Raw genomic sequence first — 26593 nt, 5'->3', positions numbered from 1 at the left:
AATAGCGTACCGCTTATAGCCCCCGGTTATTCTTCTTCCGAAGCGCCATCCGGATCTTCGGCAATAATGGTTCCTGTCATTTCTGCAGCTGAAACTTGCGGCTTGGATTTGAATACTTCGCGATGAAACAGCAGGATGCTTATCACACCGATCGAAATGGAAGCATCGGCCAGGTTAAATACCGGGCGGAAAAACTCCAGGCGGTTACCACCGATGAGTGGCACCCAGTCCGGCCAGATCGAACGGTACATAGGGAAATACAGCATATCGACGACACGGCCATAAAAAAACGGAGCGTATCCTCCTTCGGCAGGCAGAAACTCCGCTACGCCGCCATGATAGGAAGATTCGGAAAACAGCAAGCCATAAAAGGCGCTGTCCAGGATATTTCCGATGGCGCCGGCGAGGATCAAAGAAAAGCAAAACACCAGTCCAAAGCGGGGATGATGGCCGATCAGCCACCGCAGAATGTAGATTAGAAAACCGACGGCAATGATGCGGAAAATGCCCAGTGCCAGCTTACCCACGCTCCCGCCAAATTCCAGGCCAAAGGCCATACCGGGATTCTCCACAAAATGGATGCGTGCCCACTGAAAACCCAGAATGTTAAATTCATCCCCGATATTCATATGTGTTTTAACCCAAAACTTAAACGTTTGATCCAGGATCAGCACCCCTAAAACGGTGAGGATGACCCACCAAACGCGCTTGCGAATAACGTCTTTAGTGATTTCCAATCGGTACGATTATGGTGCTGTCCTTAAATGTTTGATTAGCGGTTGCCATTCTTCTTGGCTTCAATTGAGAGGGTGGCATGTGGTACGGCTCTTAAGCGGTCTTTGGAGATCAGCTTGCCGGTTTCACGGCAGACACCGTACACTTTATTTTTGATCCGGATTTTGGCATTCTCCAGATGCTGGATATGCTTCTGCATCCTGCTCGCCAGTGTATTGATATGCTCGGTTTCCATCGTTCCCAGGCCATCATCCAGTCCCTTGATCTTGGCATCAGGGTTATCCGCCATTTCTTCTAACTGTGCCTGATAAAACTTCAATTGCGATCGAGACTCATCCAGTTTCTCATCAATAAGTTGTTCAAATTCCTGAAGCTCTTCGTCGCTGTACCGGGTTTTAATCTTTTCGTATGCCATTTCCTTCCGCGGTTAAACAAATTCTGACGAGGTGCAAAAATAAGTTTTTTTATTCAATGTGAAGAAAGCAACCCGTCTATTGATTGCAAATCGCTTCTTCATATTAACATATTTTGGCAAGTGTTTTGATTTATATTGGTTGCATCATTGCGACGAACCAAGGCTATCGGGTAACCAAAACCAGTCTCAGAAAAACGTGTGGATCTTACGAATCCGAATCGTCATCTTCCGATAGCTTTGGTTTCTTGGTGAGTGCGTTTGCCCGCGCTTCATCGTATGACCTCCGGTTTCTTGCTAAATCCATTGCCAAATAGACTGCTGCCCGGTAAGACGACGGGTCAGCCTCATTTTTACCCGCCAGATCAAATGCGGTCCCGTGTCCAGGTGATGTTCTGACTACCGGCAATCCAGCCGTATAATTAACCCCCGTCGCAAAAGCCATTGTCTTGAACGGAATCAACCCCTGATCGTGGTACATAGCCAGGATCGCATCGAATTTACGGTGTGACAGGCTGCCAAAAAATCCGTCAGCAGGGTACGGTCCCATGACCAGATGCCCTTCGGCTTTGAATCCCTGGATCACTGGAATGATGGTATTATTCTCTTCATCACCCATTAATCCGTCGTCACTCGCATGCGGATTGAGTCCTAACACCGCTACGGTGGGCTTCTCAATACCAAAATCGCGCTGCAGGGACTGGATCAGAATGTTCAGTTTATTTTTTAAACGCTCGGGGGTGATCATATCCGGCACATCTCTGAGCGCTACATGATCCGTCACTACGCCGATGCGCAATGAGCCATCCACCATAAGCATCAGATTTTCCGGTGCTTCAAAAGCCTGGGTAAGGAAGTCGGTATGCCCTTTATAGGGAAAACTGGCTAATTGCATGGCCTGTTTGTGGATGGGAGCTGTTACCAGTGCATCCAGATAGCCATCTTTGAGGTCACGAACAGCCGCGTCCAGCGAAATGTATGCGTATTTACCGCCTTCTTCATTTACCTGGCCCAGACTGATGTTTACATTCTCACTCCAGCAGTTCACGATATTGATCTTGCCGGGCTGCAGATTTTCTGCATTGCGAAAATTAACCAGGGGCAGATCCTGTCCTTTGAGAATGTTTTTATGGTACGATACAACCTTGGAGGATGCATAGATTACCGGAATGCAATAATCCAGTAGGCGGAAATTGGAAAAGGTCTTCAAAATCACTTCCAAGCCAATGCCATTGATATCTCCTGCCGTTAATCCAATTCGGGTTAGTTGCATAATACAGGTAAATAGGTTAGATGAAGAAATGTACCTTTGCGCGTGCGAAGATACCAAAAAATTGAGCACGGGGTGAAAGCCAAGAAATACCTGGGGCAACACTTTTTACACCAGAGATCCACTGCGGAAAAAATCGTTCGGTTGCTTTCCGATCTCCCGGAATCCGATCTCGTTGTTGAGATTGGCCCCGGTCATGGAGCCCTGACGGAACACCTTATCCAGTTAGTTCACAAACCAATCCTGCTGATCGAGACCGACCAGGATTTGATTGCTGAACTTCAGCATAACTATCCTCAATGTGAAGTCATCCATGCCGACTTTCTAAAACTGGATTTAACGACCATCACGGGAGGCAGGACCATGCAGATCATCGGTAACTTTCCCTACAATATCTCATCTCAGATCGTCTTTCGCATCCTGGATAACGTACAATACATCCCGGAAGTGGTTGGTATGTTTCAGAAGGAAATGGCCGACCGGATAGCTTCAAAACCAGGAAGCAAGTCTTATGGCATATTGTCCGTACTGACGCAGGCCTGGTACCGGGTAGAATCGTGTATCGCCGTATCTCCCGGACACTTCACTCCACCGCCGAAAGTCCAGTCTTCTGTCATCAGCATGCACCGGTTGGAAACAATAGATCCACGCGCTGAAGAACCAATGTTCAGGACCATTGTTAAGTCTTCCTTTAACCAGCGCCGTAAAATGCTCCGAAATTCATTGAAGGCATTTTATCCGGAGACCTTGCTGGCTGAAGAAGCCATTTTCACACGTAGACCTGAACAATTAACTTTACAGGACTTTTACTATCTAACAACTTTGTGTCTAAAACATCAATCATGAGTCTTGAACAAAATGTGATGACCGCACTGAAGGAAGCGATGAAAGCCAAAGATCAGGGTGCCCTGCGGGCGCTCCGGGCTATAAAGTCGGAAATTTTATTGTTTCAGACCAGTGGTACGCACGCCGAACTCGATGATGCGGCAGAAATTAAGCTGTTGCAGAAAATGATCAAACAGCGCAAGGACTCCCTGGATATCTATGAAAAAGAAAACCGGCAGGATCTGGCCGCAAAAGAAATTGAAGAAATCGAAGTCATCGAACAGTTTTTACCCAAACAAATGTCGGATGAGGATCTGAAAGGTGTAATCACTTCCATCATTCAATCGACCGGTGCGAGTTCAATCAAAGATATGGGAAAAGTGATGGGTATGGCCTCCAAACAAGTCGCTGGCAAAGCAGAGGGTGCCCGAATCGCGGCTATGGTCAAATCACTCCTCGGCGGATAATTCCTCCCAGCGGTCGATGAAATCGTCATAGGCTTCAAACGACTTAACCCCGGTGGTTTCTTCATCTCCCCCGTCGATCATGACGGCCCATACGCCGTAATCAGCAGCAACGTCCAGACACTGAAGATCCGGCGTATCCACCCATAAGATCACTTCCTGGCCCTGGGGAAAAGCAGTCTGAAATGCCAGCCAATCCCTTTGCCTGACGATCCAGGTCGCCTCATCAAGTGTCTTTACCAGGTCCGGATCCCAGGTCCGGAACCGATGGATGGGAAGGCTCCATCCCGTTGCATCGGTCCAGATACCCTCCGCCAGGGAAGCTATCGCCGGAGAGATCTGTTCCGGCTGTGTAGTGTGAACATAAATATGAGGGCCAGAAATCCACTCCACGATGGCTGAAATCTGTGGCTCCTCCAGGTCCGGATTGTCCAGGTCAAAAAACAGGGCATAACAACCCCGGGCGGCGAAATAACGGGCGTCGGTTAAATTTGTAATTTGGTTAGCTATAAGCTTCATGAATTACGATGGTTTCTGATCCTCCTTCCTCTCCGCATTATTACGAACTGGTGTACGAAGTAACCAAAAATATTCCATTCGGGCGGGTCTCAACCTATGGGGCCATTGCTGACTACCTGGCCCTGGGCTCTGCCCGCATGGTGGGCTGGGCCTTGCATCAATGTAGAAATCTGGGTGAAGGTGTTCCCGCCCACCGGGTAGTGAACCGTAAGGGAGAACTCTCCGGCCGCATTCATTTTCGCACTCCCACACTCATGCAGGAATTACTGGAAGCCGAAGGGGTCGTGGTCGTCGACGATAAGGTGCAGGATTTTAAAACCATTTACTGGCATCCGCAGGAAATGGAGGATTGATCACCAGACTTTTTTGATGGCCGGGTTTAGGATCCACTTGCTCCATTTTTCATTAAACCCGTGGACAGTCTGTGTCCGGTGGTTAGACTGATCTTCGACCGGATACCCGTTATTGACCCATTCGAAGATGCTGCCATAAAGGTTCTTCACATTGGAATAGCCGAGCTTGGTGATCTTCTCAGCGATCTTTTCACTGCGATACCCGATGGAACAATAGACGACGATCGGTTTGTTCTTAGGGATATCCTGCAGGATGTCCTTGTCCCAATCCTTATAGCCGATGCATTGTGCTCCGGGGATGTGACTGACTGCATATTCTGCCGGCTCACGAGCATCCAATAACAAAATGGAGTCCGGAGGTGCTGTATGCAGGGTCTGTACATCCATCAGTGGTACTGTAAAACTTAACCAGTCTCTGACTTCCTGATCAAATGCCGGGTTCTGACAATGCATTTTCGTTTGGGATTGGCCATTGGTCGAACAAGCGGACCAAAAGATAAGGAATGAAAGTAAAGCAAATGATCTCATACTTCAATCTTTTCAGGTCCCATACCCATAGCATCAAACAATACTTTCGTCTGATCCTCCCGACGTAACGACAACTGGTGTTCCAGCCATTGTCTCACCGGACCGGCTATATCTGCCGGATAAAGCAAATGCAGGTTAGGGCCGGCATCCAATGTGAAATAAAGGGGATGTGAGGTTTCATGGCGATAAGTTCGTACGGCTTCTATCCACGCCAGAGTCTCTGGTTTCATCAGTGTATAGCCGGGTCGTGAACACATCATCAGGGCATGCAGCGTCATCGCTTCTTCCTCTGCAATGATGCCGAAATGTTCAAGATCGCCCTGTGCCAGGGCACCCAATAATTCGGTCATGTTATTCCTGGCCTGGGCATACCGGGCCTCTGCAAACGGATGATTTTCCATCAACCCGTGGCCGGCTGAGCTGGAAACGGACTTTACTCCGCTGTGTACAATGAGGATGGTATCCTGATATTGATCAAAAATGGAATGAAGCTCCGGAACAGGTACAGCATAAAGGTCCGAGCTGTGCCTAATATCCGGGAGTTTTCCCCAGATGGCTGCCCTGGGATAGACTGACCGGCAGGCACTGCCGGAAGCCAAGCGGCTCAGAAAAGAGGCACGGTTCAGAAATTCATCCGGATCCTCATGTATCCCTAACAGCTGCTGCTCCATATCGACCAGGCCCAGTACCAGTGCACTCATGGAAGAAGCCGAGGATGCGATCCCGGCGGAATGGGGAAATGAATTTTCAGAGTCAATGGTAAGATCCCATTGCTGCAAATGGGGAAGGTATTGCCGGATGGACGAGAGGTAGTTTTTAATGCGCTCCGCAAAAGGAGGGTTTTCTTTTCCGGAAAAACGAAAGGTGATCTGTCCGCTGCCTGGCTGATATGCTAACCGTGTTTCGGTGTAGGCCTTGGACAGGGTAAAACTCAGAGAAGGGTTTTGGGGAATCTGTCCCGATTTCTTACCCCAGTACTTGACGATGGCTATATTCGAAGGACTGCGCCAGGTAATGTACGAATCTGACAAAGCTATTTTTCTTCCAAATTTATGTCAAAATCCTGCAATACCAGGTCCAGGATAGGATCTTTACCAGGTTCGTATTTGTCCTTCAGTGCGTAACCATAGAGTTTACCTAACGTACTCCAGTACGTGGCGGTAGCTCCGCCTTTCAACTCCTTGATCACTTCATAGATCGGGACATCGAGTTCGTTCTCGATCATCGAGATCAGGATATGTCCCTGGGTACGGGACAGGTTTTTCAGTGTTTCTGTAAACTCATCCTTCATCTGCTTGTGCACATCGTTTACATAGCGTCGCTGTTTGCGTCGCTTCAACCCATCGGTCTCGCCCTTGATGTCCTGATAAACCTGTATGGCTTTCACTGCATAGGGATATACCTTCAGGGCATATCTCCGGTAAAGCTGGTAACGGCGGAATTCTTCATTATCAGCAAAGCTCCGCGGTGCTGATATGGATACACTTTCAAGATTGATGATGTACAAGGTATCCGGCTCACTGGAAGGCATCGGTGTATAGAATGGCCCCATGGTGCTCTGGGCTGCAATCTGACCATTCGCATGAATCGCCCATCCAAAAATCAAGACTAAAAAGGAAAGGTATACCCTCATAATATTTAAGAACGTTCAATATACAACCAATTCATGCAATGAACAGTTTCAACAATCTGAGCAAACCAGCTACCAGGAGATGTTAATATCAGGTTGATGTTAAAATCCAGCATATCTATTCGATACAAATTACTTAAATTTCCAATATGTAATGTGGTGAATTCGATTAACTTTGTCGGCACATTGGACAAAATGATTAAGAGCGGCTCCCTGATTTTGTTATTCCTGCTGGCTGGTATTGTGCCGGCTGTTGCCCAATACACCCTGGAGCGCCTGGATGATCAGATCAATACGTCCTATGATGAGATCGGTCCGGTAGTGACGCCGGACGGAGGAACTCTGTTTTTTACCCGCGTCGGAGACCCTACCTTTAAAAAGACACTTTACCAGTTCAATCACGATCTCTCCGCCGAATTGAACAGTGACGAATATTTCAAATTATTAGGTTCCATCTATTCACAGCTGGCCAATAAGTCCATTTCGTCGCCGGTGTCGTCCGGATTCAACCAGGATGTCTGGATGGCGACCAGTGCCCATGGCGTTTTTGATAAAATTTACCACCCGGGGTTTCCGTTGAACAACGCCTTGCCAAACAGCATCTGTGCCTATTCCGAGGCCGATCAATCGTTGCTCATCATCAACCAATTTGGCAAGGATGGCAGTCTCTACCATGGATTTTCCAAGATCAGGCAGACTGAACATGCCGAATTTGATTTTCCGGAGCCAATCTATATCTATGACTTTTATTCAAAGTCCGATGATGTAAGTGCAGCCCTGAGTTACGACAATGACGTGATTATTCTCGCGTTGGAACGCAATGATTCACGCGGCGATCAGGATCTGTACATTTCCTTTAAGGTGAAAGACAATTTGTGGAGCAGCCCCATCAGCCTTGGTCCTGATATCAATACCGCTTTCCGGGAGAGCACACCTTATTTATCCCGGGACAAGAAAAGACTCTTCTTTGCATCCAATCGTCCCGGGTCGGAGGGGATGGACATCTATGTATCCCGGCGTATTGACGTCCACTGGTCAAAATGGACCAAGCCCCGCAAAGTGGCCGGACCGGTTAACGGACCCTACGACGATACCCAGCCTTACTATTCCGAGATTGATGACTATTTCTATTTTACCTCAAACCGGGAAGGCTCTTACGACATTTACCGGGTCAATTTCAGTCCTAACCGCACTGCACCGCGACTGGTCACGATCCAGGGCCGGGTCCTGGATGAACAAACACAGGAACCTATCCGGGCTGAATTAACCTATTCTTCGCTCGGACCGATACGTCAGAATTATTTTTTCCGGACGCAGAATGGTATGTATTCCATCCAATTGCAGGCTGCAAATACCATCCAGATCCAGGCTTCCCAACATGGCTACCTGAGCAACGTAATTGAAATAGACCCGGACTCCTGGCAGCAGGGATCAGACTCGATCCTGTATGTGGACATTCCCCTGGAACCCATCAAGGAAGACCGGAAGATCGAAGTTAGCAACATCTTCTTTGAGCAGTCCAAACCGAAAATATTACCGGAATCGTATCCGGAACTAAACCGGCTGGTGCAATTACTGAAACAGAATCCCTCCATACACATTGTCATCGAGGGACATACGGATAATGTGGGTGATCTGAATGCCAACATTGAATTATCCAAGAAGCGTGCCCTGGGTATCAAAGAATACCTGGTCTATAATGGTATCGATAAAAACCGCATCGAAACCGCCGGGTATGGCCCCACAAAACCATTGAATGACAACGCTACGGAGGAAAAACGACGTGCCAATCGACGGGTAGAAATCAAAATAACCAAAAGCAGTCCTTGACCTTGACCGGCATACCTGTAAATTTGCTTTCTTTGCGCTGGTTTTCACCAATGGTTATGAAAACATTCTTTCAATTACTCAGCATCCTTTTCCATCCACTTTTTTTTGCCATATACCTTTTGATCTTTTGGTTGTTGGTCAATCCATTTGCATTTGGTTTCAATCACTGGCAGGATGCGGATAAATTACTGATCTACGTATTTGTCCTGACGTTATTTATCCCGGGCATTATCATTTTTATGATGAAGCGCCTGGACATGATATCCTCGATCAGCATGCCGACCACGCAGGAGCGTATTGGTCCGTTGATCGTGACCTTCATCGCCTATCTATGGGTGTTTATGAACAGCCGCGATAACCCGGATATTCCGGATGTGTATACATTTTTCATTGCCAGCACCGTCTGTACCCTCGGTTTACTGTTTTTTATGAATGTGCTGATGCGGGTGAGCATTCACGGAGCTGGGATGGGCGCTTTAGCCACCTATTTTTTATTGTTGAACATCTACTACATACCATTCAATTTTAGTCAGAAGTGGACCATCTGGAATACATCCATCATCATAATCATCCTGGCCGGGCTGGTCGGTACAGGTCGTCTTTATCTGAAAAAACACGCCTGGAACGAACTCATGACCGGCTACCTGGTCGGAATACTGGGAACGCTGGCGGCTAATCTCATCATGTAATGGACCAAAACATTCAAAAAGACATCGAAGCCATTTGGGATGATCGCAGTTTATTAAGAGATCCCTCAGCACAAAATAAAATCCGTGAGGTCATCGAGGCCCTTGACAAGGGGCAGATCCGGGTGGCTGAACCCCAGGGGAGTGAATGGAAAGTGAATGACTGGATCAAGAAAGCGGTAGTCCTTTATTTTCCCCTGCAGCAAATGGAAACCATAGAGGTGGGTCCCTTTGAATTTCACGACAAAATTCCTCTTAAACGCGATTATGCCAAACAGGGTGTCCGGGTAGTCCCCCATGCCATCGCCCGTTATGGGTCCTATCTGGAAAGCGGGGTCATCATGATGCCCAGTTATGTAAATATTGGCGCTTATGTGGGCAGCGGGTCCATGGTGGATACCTGGGCTACCGTCGGTTCCTGTGCCCAGATCGGTAAAAATGTCCACCTCAGTGGCGGCGTAGGTATCGGTGGCGTACTGGAACCTCCCCAGGCTGCCCCGACCATTATCGAGGATAATTGCTTCATCGGCTCACGGTGCATCGTGGTGGAAGGTGTGCGCATCGAAAAAGAGGCGGTACTGGGTGCCAATGTGGTCCTTACCCAATCGACACACATCATCGATGTGACTGGAGGCGAACCTGTTGTCTTTAAGGGTCGGGTACCTGCCCGGTCAGTGGTTATACCCGGAAGTTATTCAAAATCCTTTCCTGCCGGAACCTATCAGGTCTCATGTGCCTTAATTATTGGAACACGACAGGAGAGTACGGATAAAAAGGTGAGCCTGAATGATGCCCTGCGCACCTATGACGTTTCCGTTTAAACAAAGGTAATTCGAACATTAATCCATTAATATGAATAAATCGTATCCCTTTATGATCCTGCTTTTCCTGGGATCATTCCTATTCAGCCGTTGTCACACAACCAAACAATTGGCGACTGAAAAGCCGGTACCTGTCGAAGAGCCGGTCACCCTGCAGGAAGACCTGGACACCCTTACCGTAAGTGCCGATGCCAACGCACCAGCCATTGCCAACGACTTACCTCTTTACCGTGCTACCTATACCCGCACTGCTGATTTAATCCACACGAAACTTGATGTGAAATTTGATTGGGAAAAACAATATGTGATCGGTAAAGCCGACCTGGATTTTACGGCTTTATTTGACCCGATCGACCAGGTTACCCTGGATGCCAAAAACTTTGATTTCAATTCCGTTGAATTGAACGATCAATCGGTTCGCTATGATTACGATGGCGAACAAATGGTCATCCATCTGGATAAACCCTATGGGCGTACGGATACTTTCCATCTTGCCATCGATTATACTGCTAAACCCAATGAGGGAGAACAGGGAGGATCGGCCGCGATCAATTCGGATAAAGGGTTGTTTTTCATCAACCCGACCGGAAAGAAAAATAAACCGCAACAAATCTGGACCCAGGGTGAAACCGAATCCAACTCCCGCTGGTTTCCTACCATCGATAAGCCCAATGAGCGGTGCACCGAGGAGATTTACATCACGGTACAGGATAAATTCGTGACCCTTTCCAATGGTATTAAAGTCTCTTCAGAAAACCACCCCGATGGAACCCGTACGGACTACTGGCGCATGGACATGCCTAACCCACCTTATTTGTTCATGATAGCTGTCGGTGATTTCGCTGTGGTTACCGATAACTGGAGTGGTATTCCGGTCCAATATTACGTCGAACACGAATACGAACCATACGCCCGGGAAATCTTCAACCATACCCCGGAGATGCTGGAATTTTTCAGCAACCTGACCGGAATTCATTATCCCTGGCCAAAATTTGACCAGATCATCGTCCGGGATTATGTTTCCGGAGCAATGGAAAATACCACGGCTGTTGTCTTTGGTGATTTTATTCAAAAAAATGATCGTGAGCTTGCCGATGAAAACAACGACTACATCGTGGCCCACGAGATGTTCCATCATTGGTTTGGTGATTACGTGACCTGTGAAAGCTGGTCCAACCTGACACTAAATGAGGGCTTCGCCAATTATGCAGAATACCTGTGGAATGAGCACAAGTACGGTGGTGATGAAGCCGATTACAGTCGCATCAACGAGATCAACGGATATCTGAACCAAATGAGCATGGGAGGTGGCCACAATCTGATCAACTTCACCTATGCCGACCGGGAGGATATGTTTGACGCCCACTCCTACAATAAGGGTGGACTGGTTCTGCACATGTTACGCCGGTACCTTGGTGATGACGTGTTTTTTGCCGGACTGCACAAATATTTAACCGAGCACGCCCTGCAATCCGTGGAAGCACATGACCTGCGTCTGGCCATGGAAGCAGTCAGTGGTCAGGACCTGAATTGGTTCTTTAACCAGTGGTTTTTCAATCAGGGCCATCCGGTCCTGTCAATTGACAAAAGCTACGATGCTGTGAACCATGTGGTCAATCTTGATGTAGAACAAATCCAGGATCCGCAGGCCAGCCCGGCAATCTTTAAACTGCCGGTAACCGTGGATATCTTCGATGCAAACGGACAGGCTAAAAGACATAAAATCATCATCGATCAGCGCAAAGAGCACGTGACCCTGCCGGCCGAATCAGAACCCGGCCTGGTCCTGTTCGACGCGAACGATGATCTGCTGATGGTCAAAATGGAGAATATGAGCATTCAGGAATACTACAATCAATATGTATTCCATACCAAATATACCCACCGGATGGAAGCGCTGGATCACCTGTTTGAATCGGATGATCCGCTGGCCATGAAAGCCATTGATGCGGCTCTTGATGATCCACACTGGTCATTACGGAGTAAGGCAGTCATGGCCATTCAGGATTTCAATCAACCAGGTCTGAAAGACAAGCTGCTGGCGATGGCACAGAACGATCCGAATAGTTTGGTGCGTGCCGCTGCCATTGAAAAGATCAGTTCTTCCGGTGACCGTGCTTTCATCAAGACCTTAAAGGAAATTATCAAACAAGCAAAATCGTACCAGGTCATTGGCGCAGCCTTCCAGGGACTTACCTCCCTGGACAAGGAGGAAGCGCTTTCACTTGTTGATACATACAAGGATGATCCTGCTTTGTTACCCACTGTGGCAAATGTTTATGCCGAGACAGGCAATCCGGAGTACGTGGGTTTTTTCACCACTCATTTACCGGAAATGGATGGCGTGAAAGCCTTTGATTTCCTATCTCAGTTTGGCAAATTGCTGACGGCGCTGCCACTTTCGACCATGGATTCACAGGTCGAAGTACTAAAGGAGGTAGCACTGGATGCCGATGCCGATATCTACAAACGATTTGCTGCAACCAAGGCGCTTTTTGACATGCGCAATGCCATTCGCGAACGCAAATCGGATGCGTCTATGGATGAACAAAAACAAGGAGAGGCGCTGATGGATAAGATCAAAACCGTGATGAAGGACATCTATGCCAAAGAAGAAAGTACCTTATTACGCAATCAATATTTTTATATGCTTAACTCCTGAGCATTCCGTCAGATAATTAAGATTAAGGGGAATGGTCTTTGTTGTAGTTAGCAAAACCATTCCCCTTTATTATTGACAATATTGGGTAAATGCTTTACATTGAACCTTTTCCATGGTCCAGTGATTATGTATTCAGGTATTTTGTTGTTTGAACTAAACCGGGCGGAAAAGAATGAAATTGGAAAGGACAAATTATCAACTACTGATCGAAAAGCTTGATCGGTTTATTCGGAAATACTACGTCAACCAAATAATTCGTGGATTACTCTACAGTGTAGGGACTATTTTGGCCCTGTTTCTGATTGCCAATCTTCTGGAACACAATTATTATTTTCATAAAACAGTCCGCACAGGTTTACTCTTTGGCTTCATTACATTGAGTGGTGCAGCATTAACGTATTGGGTTATTGTACCTCTGCTGCATTATTTTAATTTAGGCAAAGTTATTTCACACGAACAGGCTGCCCAGATCATTGGAAATCATTTCGAAGATGTCCAGGATAAACTGCTTAACATTCTGCAGTTAAAAAAACAGGAAAACAGCATTGCCAGTACGGAACTCATAGAGGCCAGCATCCAGCAGAAGGCGGAAACCATCAAACTGGTCCCTTTTCCCAATGCCATAGACCTCCGGAAAAACCGGAAGTATTTAAAATTTGCTTTGCCTCCTCTCCTGCTGCTCCTATTGTTACTGATCGCAGCACCAAGTCTGATCAAAGACAGTACCCGGCGACTGGTACACATCAACCAGGAGTTTGAAAAGGAGGCTCCATTTTCATTTGCTATCCAGAATGATAAGCTGGAGGTGGTCCAGTATGACGACTATACGTTGAACATCGAAGTCGACGGATCCATTCTTCCTGATGATGCTTTCATCCAGGTCGAAGATTTTGAATACCGGCTCCAAAAAAGCGATGCCAATCATTTTAGTTATGTATTCAATAATGTACAAAAAGACCTGGATTTTCAACTATTCTCAGGAAATGTAGCCTCACGGCCGTATACATTGCACGCGCTGAAGAAGCCGGTTGTTATGGATTTTGATGTAGTTCTACAATATCCGGGTTACATCCAGCGCCCCAATGAGGTATTGAAAAATATGGGCGACCTCATCCTTCCGGCTGGCACGAGGATCAACTGGGTTTTCAAGACCAGCAACGCCGATCAGATACAGATCCGCTTGCCCAAATCGGAAGCTAAAGATGCATTGGAACAAAAAGGCGCCAATCAGTTTGAATATCAATCCCGGGTAACCCAATCCGGCAATTATCAACTATTCCTGAGCAATACTGAAATGCCATATCCGGATTCGGTGCAGTATGCTATCCAGGTGATTCCCGATCAGTATCCCACAATAGATGTAAAACAATTCCTGGACAGCTCCAATCTTAATCTGCAATATTTCGCCGGCTCAGCTACGGATGATTACGGATTATCCACCCTGAGTTTCAATTATCAGATCACACACCCAAACGGAGATAAAGAAGAGGTTGTCACCATTCCAGTCCAGGAGCCTAACAGCAAAGCAACCCAATATGCCTATACCCTGGATGTCCAGGAAATAGCTTTAAAACCCGGTGATCAGCTGAGTTATTACTTTGAAGTGTTTGATAACGATGCGGTGAACGGCCGTAAATCAAGCCGCACACAGTCTTACGTAGTCGAAAAGGCAACCCGCGAAGAACTGGAAGCTAAAGCGGATGACAACAACGACGCCATTCGTAAACAACTGGAAAAATCACTGCAGGAATCCAAAAGGATGCAGGAAGAGATCCAGAAAATGCGCGATAAACTACTCCAGAAGGAAGAACTGGACTGGCAGGATAAAAAAGAGCTGGAAAAATTGCTTCAAAAGCACAATGAACTGGAAGATCTGATCAACCAGGCAAAAGAAAAGTTTCAGGAAAATAAAAAGCAACAAAGTGAATTCAGCGATCCCAGCCAGCAATTACAGGAAAAGCAGGATAAACTGGAGGAGCTTTTTGAGGAGTCGGTAACCGATGAAATGAAAGACCTCATGAAGCAGATTGAAGACCTTATGCAAAAACTGGATAAGGACAATCTGATGGAAATGATGCAGAAATTTCAGTTTACCGATAATGAAAAAGAAATGGAGCTTGACCGGCTGCTGGAACTTTTCAAACAAATGGAAGTTGAGCAAGACCTGGAACAGGCCATGGATAAACTGAATGAGCTTGCTGAGCAGGAGGAAAAACTAAGCGATAAAACCGAGAAGTCCGAGCAAAACCAAAATAAAGAAGAAGAAAAGCAGGACAAGAGTAAATCAGAGTCCCAGGAAGACAAGAAAGCTGAACAAAACCAGGAAAAACAAAACCAGGAGCAGAATCAGGAGCAGCAAAGTAAAGAACAACAAGAGCAGGACAAAAAAGGTCAGGATGATCAGAAACAAGAGCAATCCGATCAGCAAAAACTGCAGAACGAACAAGAGCAGATAAATCAGGAATTCAATAAGCTCGAAGAGAAACTGGATGAAATTCAAAAGAAAAATGAACAGCTCGAGCGTCCCAAAGACTTAGGTAACCAGGATGAACAACGTGATGACATCCAGAAAGACCTGAAGGACAGTCAGGAGAATCTCCAGAAACAACAGAATAAACAAGCAAGTAAAAAGCAAAAAAGCGCTGCTCAGAAGATGAAGCAGATGGCAGAACAGATGCAAAGTCAGATGCAAAATGGTCAGATGGAGCAGATGCAGGAAGATATGGCCGCTTTGAGACAATTGCTTGAAAATTTAATCGGCATGTCTTTTGAACAGGAAGACGTGATGAATCAAATCGGCTCCACAGACCCCAACACGCCCACCTTCGTGGGACTTGTGCAGGATCAATATAAACTGAAAGATAACTTCTCACTGATCGAAGACAGCTTGCAGGCCTTAAGTAAGCGCGTGGTCCAGATCGAATCTTTTGTCAACGAAAAGGTTACTGCTGTCAAAGAAAACATGACCATCGGACTTGAGCGCCTGGAAGACCGCCAAGTTCGTCCTGCTACCGATAATCAACAACGGATCATGACGAATGTCAACGATCTCGCACTGATGCTCAGTGAAGCCATGCAGCAAATGCAGCAGCAAATGGCCTCGATGATGGCGGGATCACAGATGTGTGATAATCCCGGTGGTACCGGTATGCAATTACCCGATAAAATGCAGGATGCCGGTGACCAACTTCAGGACCAAATGCAGAAAATGAAACAATCGATGCAGGAAGGTCAGGGCAAACAGGAGATGTCCAGCGAACAATTTGCAAAAATGGCTGCCAAACAAGCTGCCATCCGGAAACTGCTTGAAGAAGTCCAAAAAGCTAAACAAGAATCTGGTCAGGGTTCCCGGGAACTAGAAGAGCTCATAAAACAGTTAGATAAAGTTGAAACCGAATTGGTAAACAAGGAATTATCTAACGAAACACTTAAACGGCAACAAGAGATCCTTACCAAGTTGCTTGAAGCAGAGCGGGCAGAACGTCAGCGGGGTGAGGAAGAGAAAAGGAAATCCGAGACCGGTAAAGATGTCAAACGGGAATTGCCTCCGTCCCTGCAGGAATACCTGAAAAAACGTGAATCTGAAATCCAACAACTTAAATACGTTTCTCCGGACGTGAATCCATATTATAAACAACTTATCGAAGAATATCTCAAATTGCTGAAGAACGAACAGTAGGTACCATGCTTAGACTAACATCTAATCCAGAGAACATACTTCGGCTTGAAAAATATGTGGCTACCATCCTGACCGAATATCAGGTGGCACCGGACATACAACCTAATATACTTATCAGCCTCACCGAAGCCGTCAACAACGCCATCCGGCACGGCAATATGGAAGACGAAAGCAAATTCGTCTGCATCAAACAACGCAGGCGCAATGATGCACTCATCTTCTGGGTGAGCGATGAAGGTTGTGGTTTTGATCCGGCCGCTGTGCCCGATCCCACCCTTCCTGAAAACATCGAACGCTGTGGCGGACGTGGTGTTTTTATCATGCGTAATCTGTGCGACAAGCTGAGGTATAAAGAAAATGGGCGCACCGTCGAACTGGAGTTTAAACTTAAGTGACCGGTGGCTATCCACTTTTTCCAGGAAGACGTCACCTTTACCTTCAAGGATCGCAATAAATCCAAAAAATGGATCATCCATTGTATCCGGGAAGAAGGCTATGAACTGGAAGATTTAAACATTGTGTTTTGCTCCGATGATTATCTCCATTCCTTAAATGTCGAATATCTTAATCACGATACCCTCACCGATATCATCACCTTTCCTTATCAGGATAATCCTATCCATGCCGAATTATATCTAAGCATTGACCGGATCAAGGAAAATGCCCTGCAATTAGAAGTCCCTTTTATCCAGGAACTCCGGCGAGTGATCATACACGGCGTCCTCCACCTGTGTGGGTACGGTGATAAAACCGATGAATTAAAACAGGTGATGCGCGCCCGTGAAAACCATTACCTGGGTGCTTTTCCGGAATAACCCGTTATTCTGCTAACCATCAATTCGTATCCTTCTAAGGATCTAGCAGAATCATTAATAATACCTTATCTTTAGCGCCTGTTTTTTGAACGGAATCCAATGATCGTAATCAAATTTGGTGGTTCTTCAGTAGCCAACGCTGCCCGGATACGAAACGTCGCAAAGATCATTTCCTCCTATCAGGAACCTGTTGCCGTCGTTTGTTCGGCTCTGGGCGGAGTCACTGACTTTCTGATCTCAATGAGTGACCTCGCAGCACAGGGAGATTCGTCGTATATCAAACAATTCGATGCATTTCGCAAACGGCATCTGGAAGTCGTTGATGAATTACTGAGTGAAACCTCAAAAGCTGCCTTTCTCCCCGAACTGGAGGAAAATATGCAGGTACTCTCCCATCTGATGCAAGGCATTTTTCTGGTGATGGAGGCATCTCCACGTACCATGGATTATGTATTGAGTTTTGGAGAGCGGAATGCCAACCAAATCGTCGCTGCCTATTTAAACCAGGAACACATTGCGGCGGAATACCTGGATGCCCGTCATGTGATCAAGACGGATAAATCATTTGGATCTGCTTTGGTTGATTTTGATCTATCCTATAAAAAGATCCGTAAGCACTTCGAAGGTCGTACCGCAGTTCAGGTCGTGACCGGATTTATCAGCTCGGCAAAAGGGGGACTAACGACCACGCTAGGCCGAGGAGGGTCAGACTATACGGCTTCAATCCTTGGTGCTGCTCTTGATGCACGGGAAGTGCATATCTGGACCGACGTGGATGGCGTCTTAACCGCTGATCCCCGCAAGGTGAAAAAGGCATTTACCATCCCTACCTTATCGTATGCCGAGGCCATGGAAATGTCACATTTCGGAGCGAAAGTGATCTATCCGCCAACCATTCAACCTGCCCTGTCCAAGCAGATCCCGATATACATCAAGAATACATTTAATCCGGATTTTATCGGTTCGCGAATTGACGATCGTCATGATCCGCAGGGTCCGGCAGTTAAAGGGATCTCTTCCATATCGGAAATTGCATTGTTAACCTTGCAGGGTAGCGGCCTGTTTGGCGTAATTGGTTCTGCAGCGCGGTTATTCTCAGCCCTGGCTGCTCAACACATTAATGTCATTCTCATCACACAGGGTTCCTCCGAACATTCCATCAGCTTTGCTGTCAACCCCAAAGCAGCAAAACAAGCAAAAGATTGTGTGGAAGCAGCTTTTGAACGTGAGATTGAAAAAGGTACCATCGAACGGGTTAAGGTCGAACTTGATCTTTCCGTAGTCGCCATCATCGGGGAAAACATGCGATATCGTCCTGGTATCGCTGGCCGGCTATTTCAGGCTTTGGGCAAAAATGGTATCAATGTGATTGCCATCGCCCAGGGTTCTTCCGAATTGAATATTTCGGTGGTGGTCAATGCTTCCAATGAAGCAAAAACGTTGAATGTACTCCACGAGGCCTTCTTTTTGTCCGATACCAAAGTACTGCATGTATTCATGGTGGGTGTTGGGCTCATAGGCAGTACCTTGTTAAAACAACTTCGTGAACAGGGTCCCTTCTTAAAGAAAAACCGTTCTCTGGAGATCCGGATTGTCGGGTTGGCCAATTCAAAAAATATGCTGTTTTCCGAACCAGGGATTGACCTTGAAAACTGGAAAGAAGTTTTGAATGCTTCGACAGAAGCTACCTCCCTGGATCGATTTGTCAATTATATGAAGGGGGCAAATTTATCGAATAGTGTTTTTATCGACAATACAGCCTCCGGCACAGTACCCAGAAAATACATGGAAATCCTCGGGGCCTCTATTTCCATCTGTACTCCCAATAAAATAGCTTCTTCGTCCGAATACAAACTGTACCGGGAATTAAAAGACCTCGCAAACCGCAAGCGTGTGGCTTATTTCTTCGAGACCAATGTCGGGGCCGGTTTACCGGTAATCTCCACACTCAGTGATTTGATTCACAGTGGTGATGAAATCCTGAAAATCGAAGGAGTTCTCTCCGGTTCGTTGTCATTTATCTTTAACAATCTCCAGCGTGACAGTTCGTTCAGCTCAATCGTCACCCTGGCTGCAGAAAAAGGACTGACTGAGCCGGATCCACGGACCGATTTGAGTTTGATGGATGTTAAACGCAAGCTGGTCATTTTAGGTAGAGAAGCTGGTATTCCTTTGGAAATCAATGATATAACTGCCGATAATATATTAAATGAGGCTTGTTTTAGCGCTCCGGATGTTCCTGCATTTTTCCGTGAACTCACCGCCCTCGATGATGTCTACAAAGACCGTATGCAAGCATTGGAGGGAACCCGGGAAAAATTACGGGTCATCGCCAAGATAGAAGGAGGCCACGGTTCCATTGCATTGACCAGTGTAGGTCCTGATAATCCGTTTTATACTTTGGATGGCAGTGATAACATGATTGTATTCACCACCAAGCGCTATGCTGAAAGGCCACTGGTTGTTAAAGGTCCGGGGGCTGGAGCCGAGGTTACTGCGGCAGGTGTCTTTGCCGAAATCATTAAGATTGGCTCTTACTTAGCTGATAATTAACTGATAATCAATTATTTGTGATAGATTCAGTAAAGGTTTTCGCTCCTGCATCCGTAGCCAATCTGGCTTGTGGATTTGATATATTGGGCCTGGCTCTGGAAGCTCCGGGAGATGAGATCATTGCCCGATTCAATCCGGAAAGTAAGGAGCTGAAAATCGTTTCCATTACCGGTGACGAAGGCCGTCTACCACGGGATATTGAATCCAATACAGCTGGATTTGCAGCTCATCAATTTCTGAATTCTATAAATTACAATGGTGTTGGGATTGATCTGGAGATCCATAAGAAGATGCCTTTTGGGAGTGGGTTGGGATCCAGTGCTGCCAGTGCGGTTGGTGCGGTATTTGCCGTGAGTCAGCTCCTCGGTGGCCAATGGACTAAAAATGACTTGTTGCCCTTTGCCGTTTTGGGCGAGCAACAAGCAGATGGTGCATATCATGCTGATAATGTAGCTCCATCGTTATTTGGTGGTATTGTGCTGATCCGCGACAACCATTCGCTGGATGTCATGCAATTACCGGTACCGGATGATCTCACTGTTGCGGTGATTCATCCACAGATCGAAATACTGACCAAAGAGGCGAGAAGTATCCTGGCATCAACCGTTCCATTACGCGATCACATCGTACAATCCGGACACTTAGGAAGTTTTATTGTTGGATTGTATACCAATGATTTTGAAAGGATACACAAATCGGTCGTTGATGTAGTTATTGAACCGCAACGCGCTCGGCAGATTCCCCATTTTTATACGGTCAAATCCATCGTTGAAAAACTGGGCGCATTGGGATGCAGCATTTCGGGTAGCGGACCATCCATCTTTGCATTTTGTCGCGGTGTTGATCAGGCGGGATTTATCGCAGAACGGATGGGAGATGTTTATGGGGCGCATGGTATTGCAGTGGATATCTTCTCCGGAAAAATAAATACCCAGGGAGTACAAACGATAGAATAATGCTTTGTTACAGCACCAATGATCCTCAAGGGAAGACTTATCCGATTTTAGAAGCCATTCAATTAGGCCTTGCACCGGATGGTGGCTTATTTATGCCTGTCAATATTCCAAAAGTTAAACCTGAATGGCTGGAGAATTTACCAGACCGGGATCTACCCGGGTTAGCCTTTGATATTAGCCGGTTGTATTTTCCTGAATTGCCGGTGTCAACCTTGGAATCCATTTGTGCAGATGCGTTTAATTTTCCGGCGCCACTGGTCACATTAAATCCTGAAATAAAGATCCTTGAGTTATTTCACGGCCCTACCCTGGCTTTTAAGGATTTCGGCGCCCGGTTTATGGCCCGTATCCTGGGCTATAGCAATGCAAAACAAGATCTTCCTTTACACATACTCGTGGCTACCTCCGGAGATACCGGAGGCGCGGTGGCTGACGGATTCTTTCAGGTACCGGGTATCGAGGTTACGGTGCTGTTTCCCAAAGGGAAGATCAGTCCGCTTCAACAAAAACAGATCACTACCTTAGGTAAAAACATCCGCGCGGTAGCACTGGAAGGAACTTTTGATGACTGCCAGGCTATGGTTAAAAAAGCTTTGGTAGACCCGGTGATGACCAGGAAATACCGGATGAGTTCTGCCAACAGTATCAATTTAAGCCGGTTAATCCCGCAGTCCTTCTATTATTTCGAAGCTTACCGTCAGCTGGATCCCGGCACTAAACCTGTATTTGTAGTGCCTTCAGGTAATTTTGGAAATCTGGTGGCTGGCATTTTGGCTCAACGTATGGGATTGCCCGTTGCACATTTTATCGCAGCGACGAACCGTAATGACATCGTACCCTCCTATCTCAAAGACGGTGTATTTCGTCCGAAGCCATCTGTTGAAACGCTTTCCAATGCCATGGATGTCGGCAATCCATCTAATTTCCGGCGTTTGGAATCCTTATTTGGTTCCACGTGGAACAATATGCGCCAAATGATTTCAGGTTATGCATATACCGATACACAAACACTGGAAGCCATCGACAGGATCCATCGCGACTACAACTATTTATTGGATCCGCATGGTGCGGTAGGATTACTGGCTGCGGAAGAATATCAACTGGATGTGCATCATCACAAACCTTTGATCGTATTAGAGACCGCCCATCCGGCAAAATTTCTTGCTGCTTACGAAACATTGAATATCCAGGTCGAGATTCCGGAAAGGCTGGCCAATAAAGCACAGGCAGAAGATCTGTCCGTAATATTACCCAATGATTACACGCAATTCATCGAATGGTTTTCTGAATCCCATCCCGTCTAATGTTCCACGTGGAACCAAATACACCATTCAACCCTTTCATGGTAAACCTTTAATATGCCTGCAAGAGTTTACATTCACAAAAACTCATGATTAGGATTGCTTTCCTTTCGTTGTGTTTTTGTGTAAGTTTACCCTTCGTGATGATTCTGTTGAACAAGATCACCATGAAAGATCAAATGTCTTTTGATCTACCGTATCAATACCTAACATTTATTCATTTCTATCAAAAAACATTTATGATGAAAAAATTTGCAGTCATTGGATTAGCGTTGCTTTCCTCTGTCTGGAGTTGGTCCCAGGATAACACATCACACGATCCCTTCCGCCAACTCGGTACCGAACTGCCTACCCCTAATGGCTATCGCACGGCTTCTGGTGCTCCGGGTCCCCAATACTGGCAACAACAAGCCGACTACGTCATCAATGTCGCTTTGGACGATGATAATCAACGTATAAGCGGGGATGAGGTCATCACCTATCACAACAACTCACCAGATGTATTGGAATACCTGTGGTTACAACTCGATCAAAATGTAAGGGCCAAAAATTCTGATACCTATAAAATTTCTTCTGCAAAACTGTCTGATCGGATGTCTACCGATCAGCTTAACCGCATGGAACCCGATTTTGATGGTGGCTTTAATATTGAATACGTAAAAGATAATACCGACAAGGCCTTACCCTATACCATCAATAACACCATGATGCGGGTCGACATACCAATGCCTCTAAAACCAGGTGAAACTTACAGTTTTAAGGTTAAATGGTGGTACAACATCAACAACACCCGGGAAATAGGTGGTCGCTCTGGTTTTGAACATTTCACCGACGGCAACAATGTTTATTGCATTGCCCAGTTCTATCCCCGTATGTGTGTTTACAACGATGTAGACGGCTGGCAAAACAAACAATTCCTTGGGCGTGGAGAGTTTACCCTTACCTTTGGAAACTTTAAAGTAAATATTACCGTACCCTCCGATCACCTTATCGGAGCAACGGGTACACTCCAAAACGCCAAAGCAGTGCTTTCCCGTGAACAAATGAATCGTTGGGATCAGGCTCACCGTGAATTTGTACAACCGGTAATGGTATCAACACTTGATGAAGCTGTCGAAAAAGAAAAGACTCAGGCCAAGGATACTAAGACCTGGACTTTTACGGCTGAAAACGTACGCGATTTCGCTTTCGCCACCTCACGTAAATTCATCTGGGATGCTATGGGTGTCAAAATGAGTGATGGTCGCGTCGTCATGGCACAATCCATGTATGTCAAAGAAGGCTATTGCCTCTGGAGTAAATATTCTACCAAAGCAGTAGGACACACCATCAAATGGTATTCACACTACACCTTTGACTATCCTTACCCCACGGCCTGGTCCGTGGATGGATCCATGGGCATGGAATACCCCATGATCGCATTTAACAATGGTCGTTGTGAAGAAGACGGAACCTACAGTGACCGTGCAAAATATGGTCATATTGGAGTGATTATCCATGAAATCGGTCACAACTGGTTTCCCATGATCGTCAACTCCGACGAACGTCAGTGGACCTGGATGGACGAAGGAATCAACACATTCGTACAATACCTCACCGAAGTACAATGGGAGAAAAATTATCCGGCACGTCGTGGTCCTGCTAACATGATTACCGACTACATGTCAGGAGATAAGAAGTACCTCACCCCGATCATGTCCAATTCTGAGTCCCTTTTTAACTTTGGTTCCAATGCCTATGCCAAACCAGCTACTGGTCTGAATATCCTTCGTGAAACCATCATGGGACGTGAACTATTTGACTATGCCTTCAAAATGTACGCCAATCGTTGGAAATTCAAATCTCCAACCCCAGCAGACTTCTTCCGTACCATGGAAGATGCATCTTCTGTTGATCTGGATTGGTTCTGGCGTGGTTGGTTCTACACGACCGACCATTGTGACATGGCTATTAAATCAGTGCGTAAGGGCAATGTCAATCCTGCAGATCCTATCATGGCCAGTGATAATGCCCGTCAGGAGGCAGAAAGTAAGCCTAAGAATATCAGCGAGATCCGAAATGCAGAATCCATCAAACAATATTATGCGGACATCGACACGACATTACGTGACTTTTATTCCCGCTATAATGAGTTTGAAGTAACCGACCAGGATATGAATGCATACGACCGTCGTACCCAAAGCATGTCCGACGATGAGAAAGCAGTCATGAACACAAAGGATAACTTCTATGAAATCACGTTCCAGAAAATAGGAGGTCTTATCATGCCCGTTATCATTCAGATCGAATACACCGACGGTACTTCCGAGGTACAGCGCTATCCTGCAGAAATCTGGTTAAAGCAGCCGGATAATGAAGTGTCTAAAGTGATCCGGACAACCAAGGAAATTGCCAAGATCACACTGGATCCTTTCCTGGAAACAGCGGATACCGATACCAGCAATAACAATTATCCTCCACAGGCTCCGGAAACTCGTTTTGAAGTTTTCAAACGTCAATTCCCCCGAGGAGAAAACCAGATGCAAAAAGCTAAAAACAGTAAGGTGATCAAACCGTAAAAGTAGAAATACACCATAAAAAGTAGAAAAGGCTGCCGGTAACCGACAGCCTTTTTTATTTGGGTATGTATTGACTTATTATAGTAAAAATACAGTTAATCACTTCACAGTAAATATCCTACAAATTAGTATTAATCCTAATTTAACCGATATCGTTCAGAAAATTGACCAACAAATCGTTGAATTCCTGAGGTTGTTCCATCATAGGAGCATGACCGCATTTATCAACAAAAAACAAGCGGGACGAATCAATCAGTTCATGGAATTTCTCACCCACAAAAGGAGGAGTTACTTTATCCTGCTGGCCCCAGATCAATAAAGTAGGAGCTTTGATCTCATGTAAATTATCGCCCAGGTTGTGCCGGATAGCCGACTTGGCAGTAGCAATAATCCGGATGGCACGATTACGGTCCTTAACGATCCCGAATACTTCATCAACCAGTTCCTGTGTAGCAGTATTGGGATCATAAAAGGTATCTTCGGTTTTCTTTTTGATGTACTCGTAATTATTACGTTGTGGGAAACTGGTACCCATGGCACTTTCAAAAAGACCTGAACTTCCCGTTAATACAACAGATGCTATTTTATTTGGGTTATCCAGTGCAAATAGCAAAGCTATATGACCTCCCAGTGAATTACCCAATACATGTACCTGTGAATAGCCCTTGTATTCCACAAATTCATTCACATATTGAACAAGCCAGGACAGTGCATCTTTTCTTAGGGGTAAATCAAATATGGGTAAAATAGGTACCACTACGTTCATCCGTGGGCCAAAGTATTCGATCAAATCCTTGAAATTACTCAAAGCCCCGAACAAACCGTGCAACAACATCAATGGTTTGTCACCACTACCAGTCTCTATGTATTGAAACCTATGCTCTTCTTTTACCGGATATTCCATGCTGCAAAGATTGCGGTCCAAATATACCGATTAAACAGCATTATACGTCCGGATCCGAAAGCGATTATGAAGAAGTGAAAGCAGAAGCAATAAAGCAACAGACTGGTGTGCAACCCCCAGCCATAATGGAATGTAGCCTACACAATGAATTACTGTAAAAATGCCTAATGTAATCTGAAGCAATACCAAAAACCCACTCCTTATCAAATCCATTTTTACAGAAGAAGCCTTAAGCCCCGATTTGAACCAGAAGAATACCAGGGAAAGAGCTAATAAATAAGCTACCCCACGGTGCAACCATTGCACCAGACTACCCATAAATTCATGATCATCGTATTGTGTAAAGTGGCTCCATTGCCAATTAGCACCCAGCTTCAAAACATCAGGAATAAAAGTTCCGCGCATATCCGGCCAGGTAGGATACAGTAATCCGGCTTTCATTCCCGACATCATGCCTCCCAGTATCAGCTGTGTTCCCAGTATAACCAGAATAAATGTCAACCATTTCGCTGAAGTGGAAGAGACCATATAATTCCGGTCTCCACGATGCACTGTCCACCAATACGTCCATGCCAGATAAGAAAACAAAATCAAGGCAAAACTCAGGTGTATGGTAAGATTATACGCATTTACCCATGGTCGGTCGATCAACCCGCTGGCAACCATAATCCAGCCAACACTTGCTACCAGTGCAGCCAATAAAAAAACAACAACCAGACGAACCATTAAAGCACGGTCTATGTACCGTCGTATCAGGAAATAAATAAGCGGAAACAGAAAAACAAATCCCATCAGGCGAGCCCACAAGCGATGAAAGTATTCCCAGAAAAAAATAAACTTGAACTGAGAAAGCTCCATGCCCTGATTAATCTTTTGGTATTGCGGGGTTGCTTTGTACAGCTCAAAAGCTTCCTGCCATTGCTGATTACCCACCGGCGGCAATGTACCGGTAACGATATCCCATTTGGTAATGGATAAACCGGAACCTGTCAGACGGGTGATCCCACCCAGTACAACCTGAAAGAAGATCATCACCAGACCTGCCAGTAACCAATATTGCACGGATTTTGGATACCGCATGTATTGTTATTT

The 26593-nt window shown here is 46.0% G+C and carries 23 protein-coding genes; 14 read left to right on the top strand and 9 right to left on the bottom strand.

Annotated features, from left to right (window positions below):
- Positions 1–26: 26 nt before the first annotated feature.
- The 3 genes from H6570_20550 to pdxA form a co-directional block, all read right to left on the bottom strand.
- Positions 27–716 (bottom strand): lipoprotein signal peptidase, encoded by a 690-nt coding sequence (locus H6570_20550; GenBank protein MCB9321682.1) that lies wholly within the window; start codon positions 714–716, stop codon positions 27–29.
- Positions 717–772: 56 nt separating this feature from the next.
- On the bottom strand, positions 773–1150 hold the full coding sequence (locus H6570_20545) for a TraR/DksA C4-type zinc finger protein (protein MCB9321681.1): 378 nt from the start codon (positions 1148–1150) through the stop codon (positions 773–775).
- 205 nt (positions 1151–1355) lie between these two features.
- Complete coding sequence (gene pdxA, locus H6570_20540; protein ID MCB9321680.1) at positions 1356–2420, bottom strand: 4-hydroxythreonine-4-phosphate dehydrogenase PdxA; 1065 nt, start codon at positions 2418–2420, stop codon at positions 1356–1358.
- 72 nt (positions 2421–2492) lie between these two features.
- Between pdxA and rsmA the strand changes: the two genes are divergently transcribed.
- Together rsmA and H6570_20530 are read left to right on the top strand one after the other, a co-directional pair.
- Positions 2493–3263, top strand: coding sequence for a ribosomal RNA small subunit methyltransferase A (gene rsmA / locus H6570_20535; protein ID MCB9321679.1), 771 nt, complete (start codon positions 2493–2495; stop codon positions 3261–3263).
- Complete coding sequence (locus H6570_20530) at positions 3260–3709, top strand: GatB/YqeY domain-containing protein (protein ID MCB9321678.1); 450 nt, start codon at positions 3260–3262, stop codon at positions 3707–3709. The genes rsmA and H6570_20530 overlap by 4 nt, the downstream gene beginning before the upstream one ends.
- Here H6570_20530 and H6570_20525 read toward each other — a convergent pair.
- Entirely contained in the window at positions 3692–4225 is a 534-nt protein-coding gene (locus H6570_20525) for a hypothetical protein (protein ID MCB9321677.1), read from the bottom strand. The two genes, H6570_20530 and H6570_20525, sit on opposite strands and share 18 nt — an antisense overlap.
- Positions 4226–4233: 8 nt before the next feature.
- Between H6570_20525 and H6570_20520 the strand changes: the two genes are divergently transcribed.
- Complete coding sequence (locus tag H6570_20520; GenBank protein ID MCB9321676.1) at positions 4234–4578, top strand: MGMT family protein; 345 nt, start codon at positions 4234–4236, stop codon at positions 4576–4578.
- On the opposite strand, the gene H6570_20515 is transcribed toward H6570_20520, so the two are convergent.
- From H6570_20515 to H6570_20505, 3 genes are read right to left on the bottom strand one after another with little or no spacing between them, the layout of a single operon-like run.
- On the bottom strand, positions 4579–5106 hold the full coding sequence (locus tag H6570_20515; protein MCB9321675.1) for a rhodanese-like domain-containing protein: 528 nt from the start codon (positions 5104–5106) through the stop codon (positions 4579–4581).
- Positions 5103–6137, bottom strand: a complete 1035-nt coding sequence (locus tag H6570_20510; GenBank protein MCB9321674.1) for a diphosphomevalonate decarboxylase — start codon at positions 6135–6137, stop codon at positions 5103–5105. Before H6570_20510 ends, H6570_20515 begins: the two co-directional genes overlap by 4 nt.
- A gap of 2 nt (positions 6138–6139) precedes the next feature.
- Positions 6140–6739, bottom strand: coding sequence for a DUF4294 domain-containing protein (locus H6570_20505; GenBank protein ID MCB9321673.1), 600 nt, complete (start codon positions 6737–6739; stop codon positions 6140–6142).
- Positions 6740–6895: 156 nt separating this feature from the next.
- Here H6570_20505 and H6570_20500 point away from each other — a divergent pair, with 156 nt between their 5' ends.
- From H6570_20500 to H6570_20450, 11 genes are all read left to right on the top strand, one after another.
- Positions 6896–8566, top strand: a complete 1671-nt coding sequence (locus H6570_20500; GenBank protein MCB9321672.1) for an OmpA family protein — start codon at positions 6896–6898, stop codon at positions 8564–8566.
- A gap of 56 nt (positions 8567–8622) precedes the next feature.
- The gene (locus H6570_20495; GenBank protein MCB9321671.1) at positions 8623–9255 is read left to right on the top strand and encodes a hypothetical protein; all 633 of its coding nucleotides are present in this window, start codon (positions 8623–8625) and stop codon (positions 9253–9255) included.
- Positions 9255–10073 (top strand): 2,3,4,5-tetrahydropyridine-2,6-dicarboxylate N-succinyltransferase, encoded by an 819-nt coding sequence (locus H6570_20490; protein ID MCB9321670.1) that lies wholly within the window; start codon positions 9255–9257, stop codon positions 10071–10073. The genes H6570_20495 and H6570_20490 overlap by 1 nt, the downstream gene beginning before the upstream one ends.
- A 31-nt stretch (positions 10074–10104) precedes the next feature.
- On the top strand, positions 10105–12735 hold the full coding sequence (locus H6570_20485; GenBank protein MCB9321669.1) for a M1 family metallopeptidase: 2631 nt from the start codon (positions 10105–10107) through the stop codon (positions 12733–12735).
- 172 nt (positions 12736–12907) lie between these two features.
- On the top strand, positions 12908–16414 hold the full coding sequence (locus H6570_20480) for a DUF4175 domain-containing protein (protein ID MCB9321668.1): 3507 nt from the start codon (positions 12908–12910) through the stop codon (positions 16412–16414).
- 5 nt (positions 16415–16419) lie between these two features.
- On the top strand, positions 16420–16809 hold the full coding sequence (locus tag H6570_20475) for an ATP-binding protein (protein MCB9321667.1): 390 nt from the start codon (positions 16420–16422) through the stop codon (positions 16807–16809).
- Positions 16810–16812: 3 nt separating this feature from the next.
- Positions 16813–17229, top strand: coding sequence for an rRNA maturation RNase YbeY (ybeY, locus tag H6570_20470; protein MCB9321666.1), 417 nt, complete (start codon positions 16813–16815; stop codon positions 17227–17229).
- A 99-nt stretch (positions 17230–17328) separates the two neighbouring features.
- A complete protein-coding gene (gene thrA / locus H6570_20465; GenBank protein ID MCB9321665.1) occupies positions 17329–19782 on the top strand; it encodes a bifunctional aspartate kinase/homoserine dehydrogenase I in 2454 nt (817 codons plus the stop codon).
- A gap of 17 nt (positions 19783–19799) precedes the next feature.
- Positions 19800–20738 carry a homoserine kinase gene (locus tag H6570_20460; GenBank protein MCB9321664.1) on the top strand — a complete coding sequence of 313 codons (939 nt, stop codon included), beginning with the start codon at positions 19800–19802 and terminating at the stop codon, positions 20736–20738.
- Positions 20738–22042 carry a threonine synthase gene (thrC, locus tag H6570_20455; protein MCB9321663.1) on the top strand — a complete coding sequence of 435 codons (1305 nt, stop codon included), beginning with the start codon at positions 20738–20740 and terminating at the stop codon, positions 22040–22042. Before H6570_20460 ends, thrC begins: the two co-directional genes overlap by 1 nt.
- A gap of 236 nt (positions 22043–22278) precedes the next feature.
- A complete protein-coding gene (locus H6570_20450) occupies positions 22279–24597 on the top strand; it encodes a M1 family metallopeptidase (protein MCB9321662.1) in 2319 nt (772 codons plus the stop codon).
- Between the two features lie 142 nt (positions 24598–24739).
- Here H6570_20450 and H6570_20445 read toward each other — a convergent pair whose 3' ends face one another.
- Positions 24740–25501: an alpha/beta hydrolase gene (locus tag H6570_20445; GenBank protein ID MCB9321661.1), complete on the bottom strand. Its 762-nt coding sequence runs from the start codon at positions 25499–25501 to the stop codon at positions 24740–24742.
- Positions 25502–25531: 30 nt separating this feature from the next.
- Positions 25532–26581: a COX15/CtaA family protein gene (locus H6570_20440; GenBank protein MCB9321660.1), complete on the bottom strand. Its 1050-nt coding sequence runs from the start codon at positions 26579–26581 to the stop codon at positions 25532–25534.
- Between the last annotated feature and the right edge of the window lie 12 nt (positions 26582–26593).

The organism is Lewinellaceae bacterium (assembly GCA_020636135.1).
Lineage (GTDB): Bacteria > Bacteroidota > Bacteroidia > Chitinophagales > Saprospiraceae > JAGQXC01.
This window is presented reverse-complemented; position numbering and strand designations above follow the sequence as displayed.

Bases quoted from the DNA above. Each gene is read 5' to 3' on its own strand.
- H6570_20450 (MCB9321662.1), top strand. From the start codon at position 22,279: ATGATGAAAAAATTTGCAGTCATTGGATTAGCGTTGCTTTCCTCTGTC.
- H6570_20490 (MCB9321670.1), top strand. From the start codon at position 9,255: ATGGACCAAAACATTCAAAAAGACATCGAAGCCATTTGGGATGATCGC.
- pdxA (MCB9321680.1), bottom strand. From the start codon at position 2,420: ATGCAACTAACCCGAATTGGATTAACGGCAGGAGATATCAATGGCATT.
- H6570_20505 (MCB9321673.1), bottom strand. From the start codon at position 6,739: ATGAGGGTATACCTTTCCTTTTTAGTCTTGATTTTTGGATGGGCGATT.
- H6570_20440 (MCB9321660.1), bottom strand. From the start codon at position 26,581: ATGCGGTATCCAAAATCCGTGCAATATTGGTTACTGGCAGGTCTGGTG.
- H6570_20545 (MCB9321681.1), bottom strand. From the start codon at position 1,150: ATGGCATACGAAAAGATTAAAACCCGGTACAGCGACGAAGAGCTTCAG.
- H6570_20520 (MCB9321676.1), top strand. From the start codon at position 4,234: ATGGTTTCTGATCCTCCTTCCTCTCCGCATTATTACGAACTGGTGTAC.
- thrA (MCB9321665.1), top strand. From the start codon at position 17,329: ATGATCGTAATCAAATTTGGTGGTTCTTCAGTAGCCAACGCTGCCCGG.
- H6570_20480 (MCB9321668.1), top strand. From the start codon at position 12,908: ATGAAATTGGAAAGGACAAATTATCAACTACTGATCGAAAAGCTTGAT.
- thrC (MCB9321663.1), top strand. From the start codon at position 20,738: ATGCTTTGTTACAGCACCAATGATCCTCAAGGGAAGACTTATCCGATT.
- H6570_20445 (MCB9321661.1), bottom strand. From the start codon at position 25,501: ATGGAATATCCGGTAAAAGAAGAGCATAGGTTTCAATACATAGAGACT.
- H6570_20530 (MCB9321678.1), top strand. From the start codon at position 3,260: ATGAGTCTTGAACAAAATGTGATGACCGCACTGAAGGAAGCGATGAAA.
- H6570_20485 (MCB9321669.1), top strand. From the start codon at position 10,105: ATGAATAAATCGTATCCCTTTATGATCCTGCTTTTCCTGGGATCATTC.
- H6570_20495 (MCB9321671.1), top strand. From the start codon at position 8,623: ATGAAAACATTCTTTCAATTACTCAGCATCCTTTTCCATCCACTTTTT.
- H6570_20525 (MCB9321677.1), bottom strand. From the start codon at position 4,225: ATGAAGCTTATAGCTAACCAAATTACAAATTTAACCGACGCCCGTTAT.
- H6570_20515 (MCB9321675.1), bottom strand. From the start codon at position 5,106: ATGAGATCATTTGCTTTACTTTCATTCCTTATCTTTTGGTCCGCTTGT.
- H6570_20475 (MCB9321667.1), top strand. From the start codon at position 16,420: ATGCTTAGACTAACATCTAATCCAGAGAACATACTTCGGCTTGAAAAA.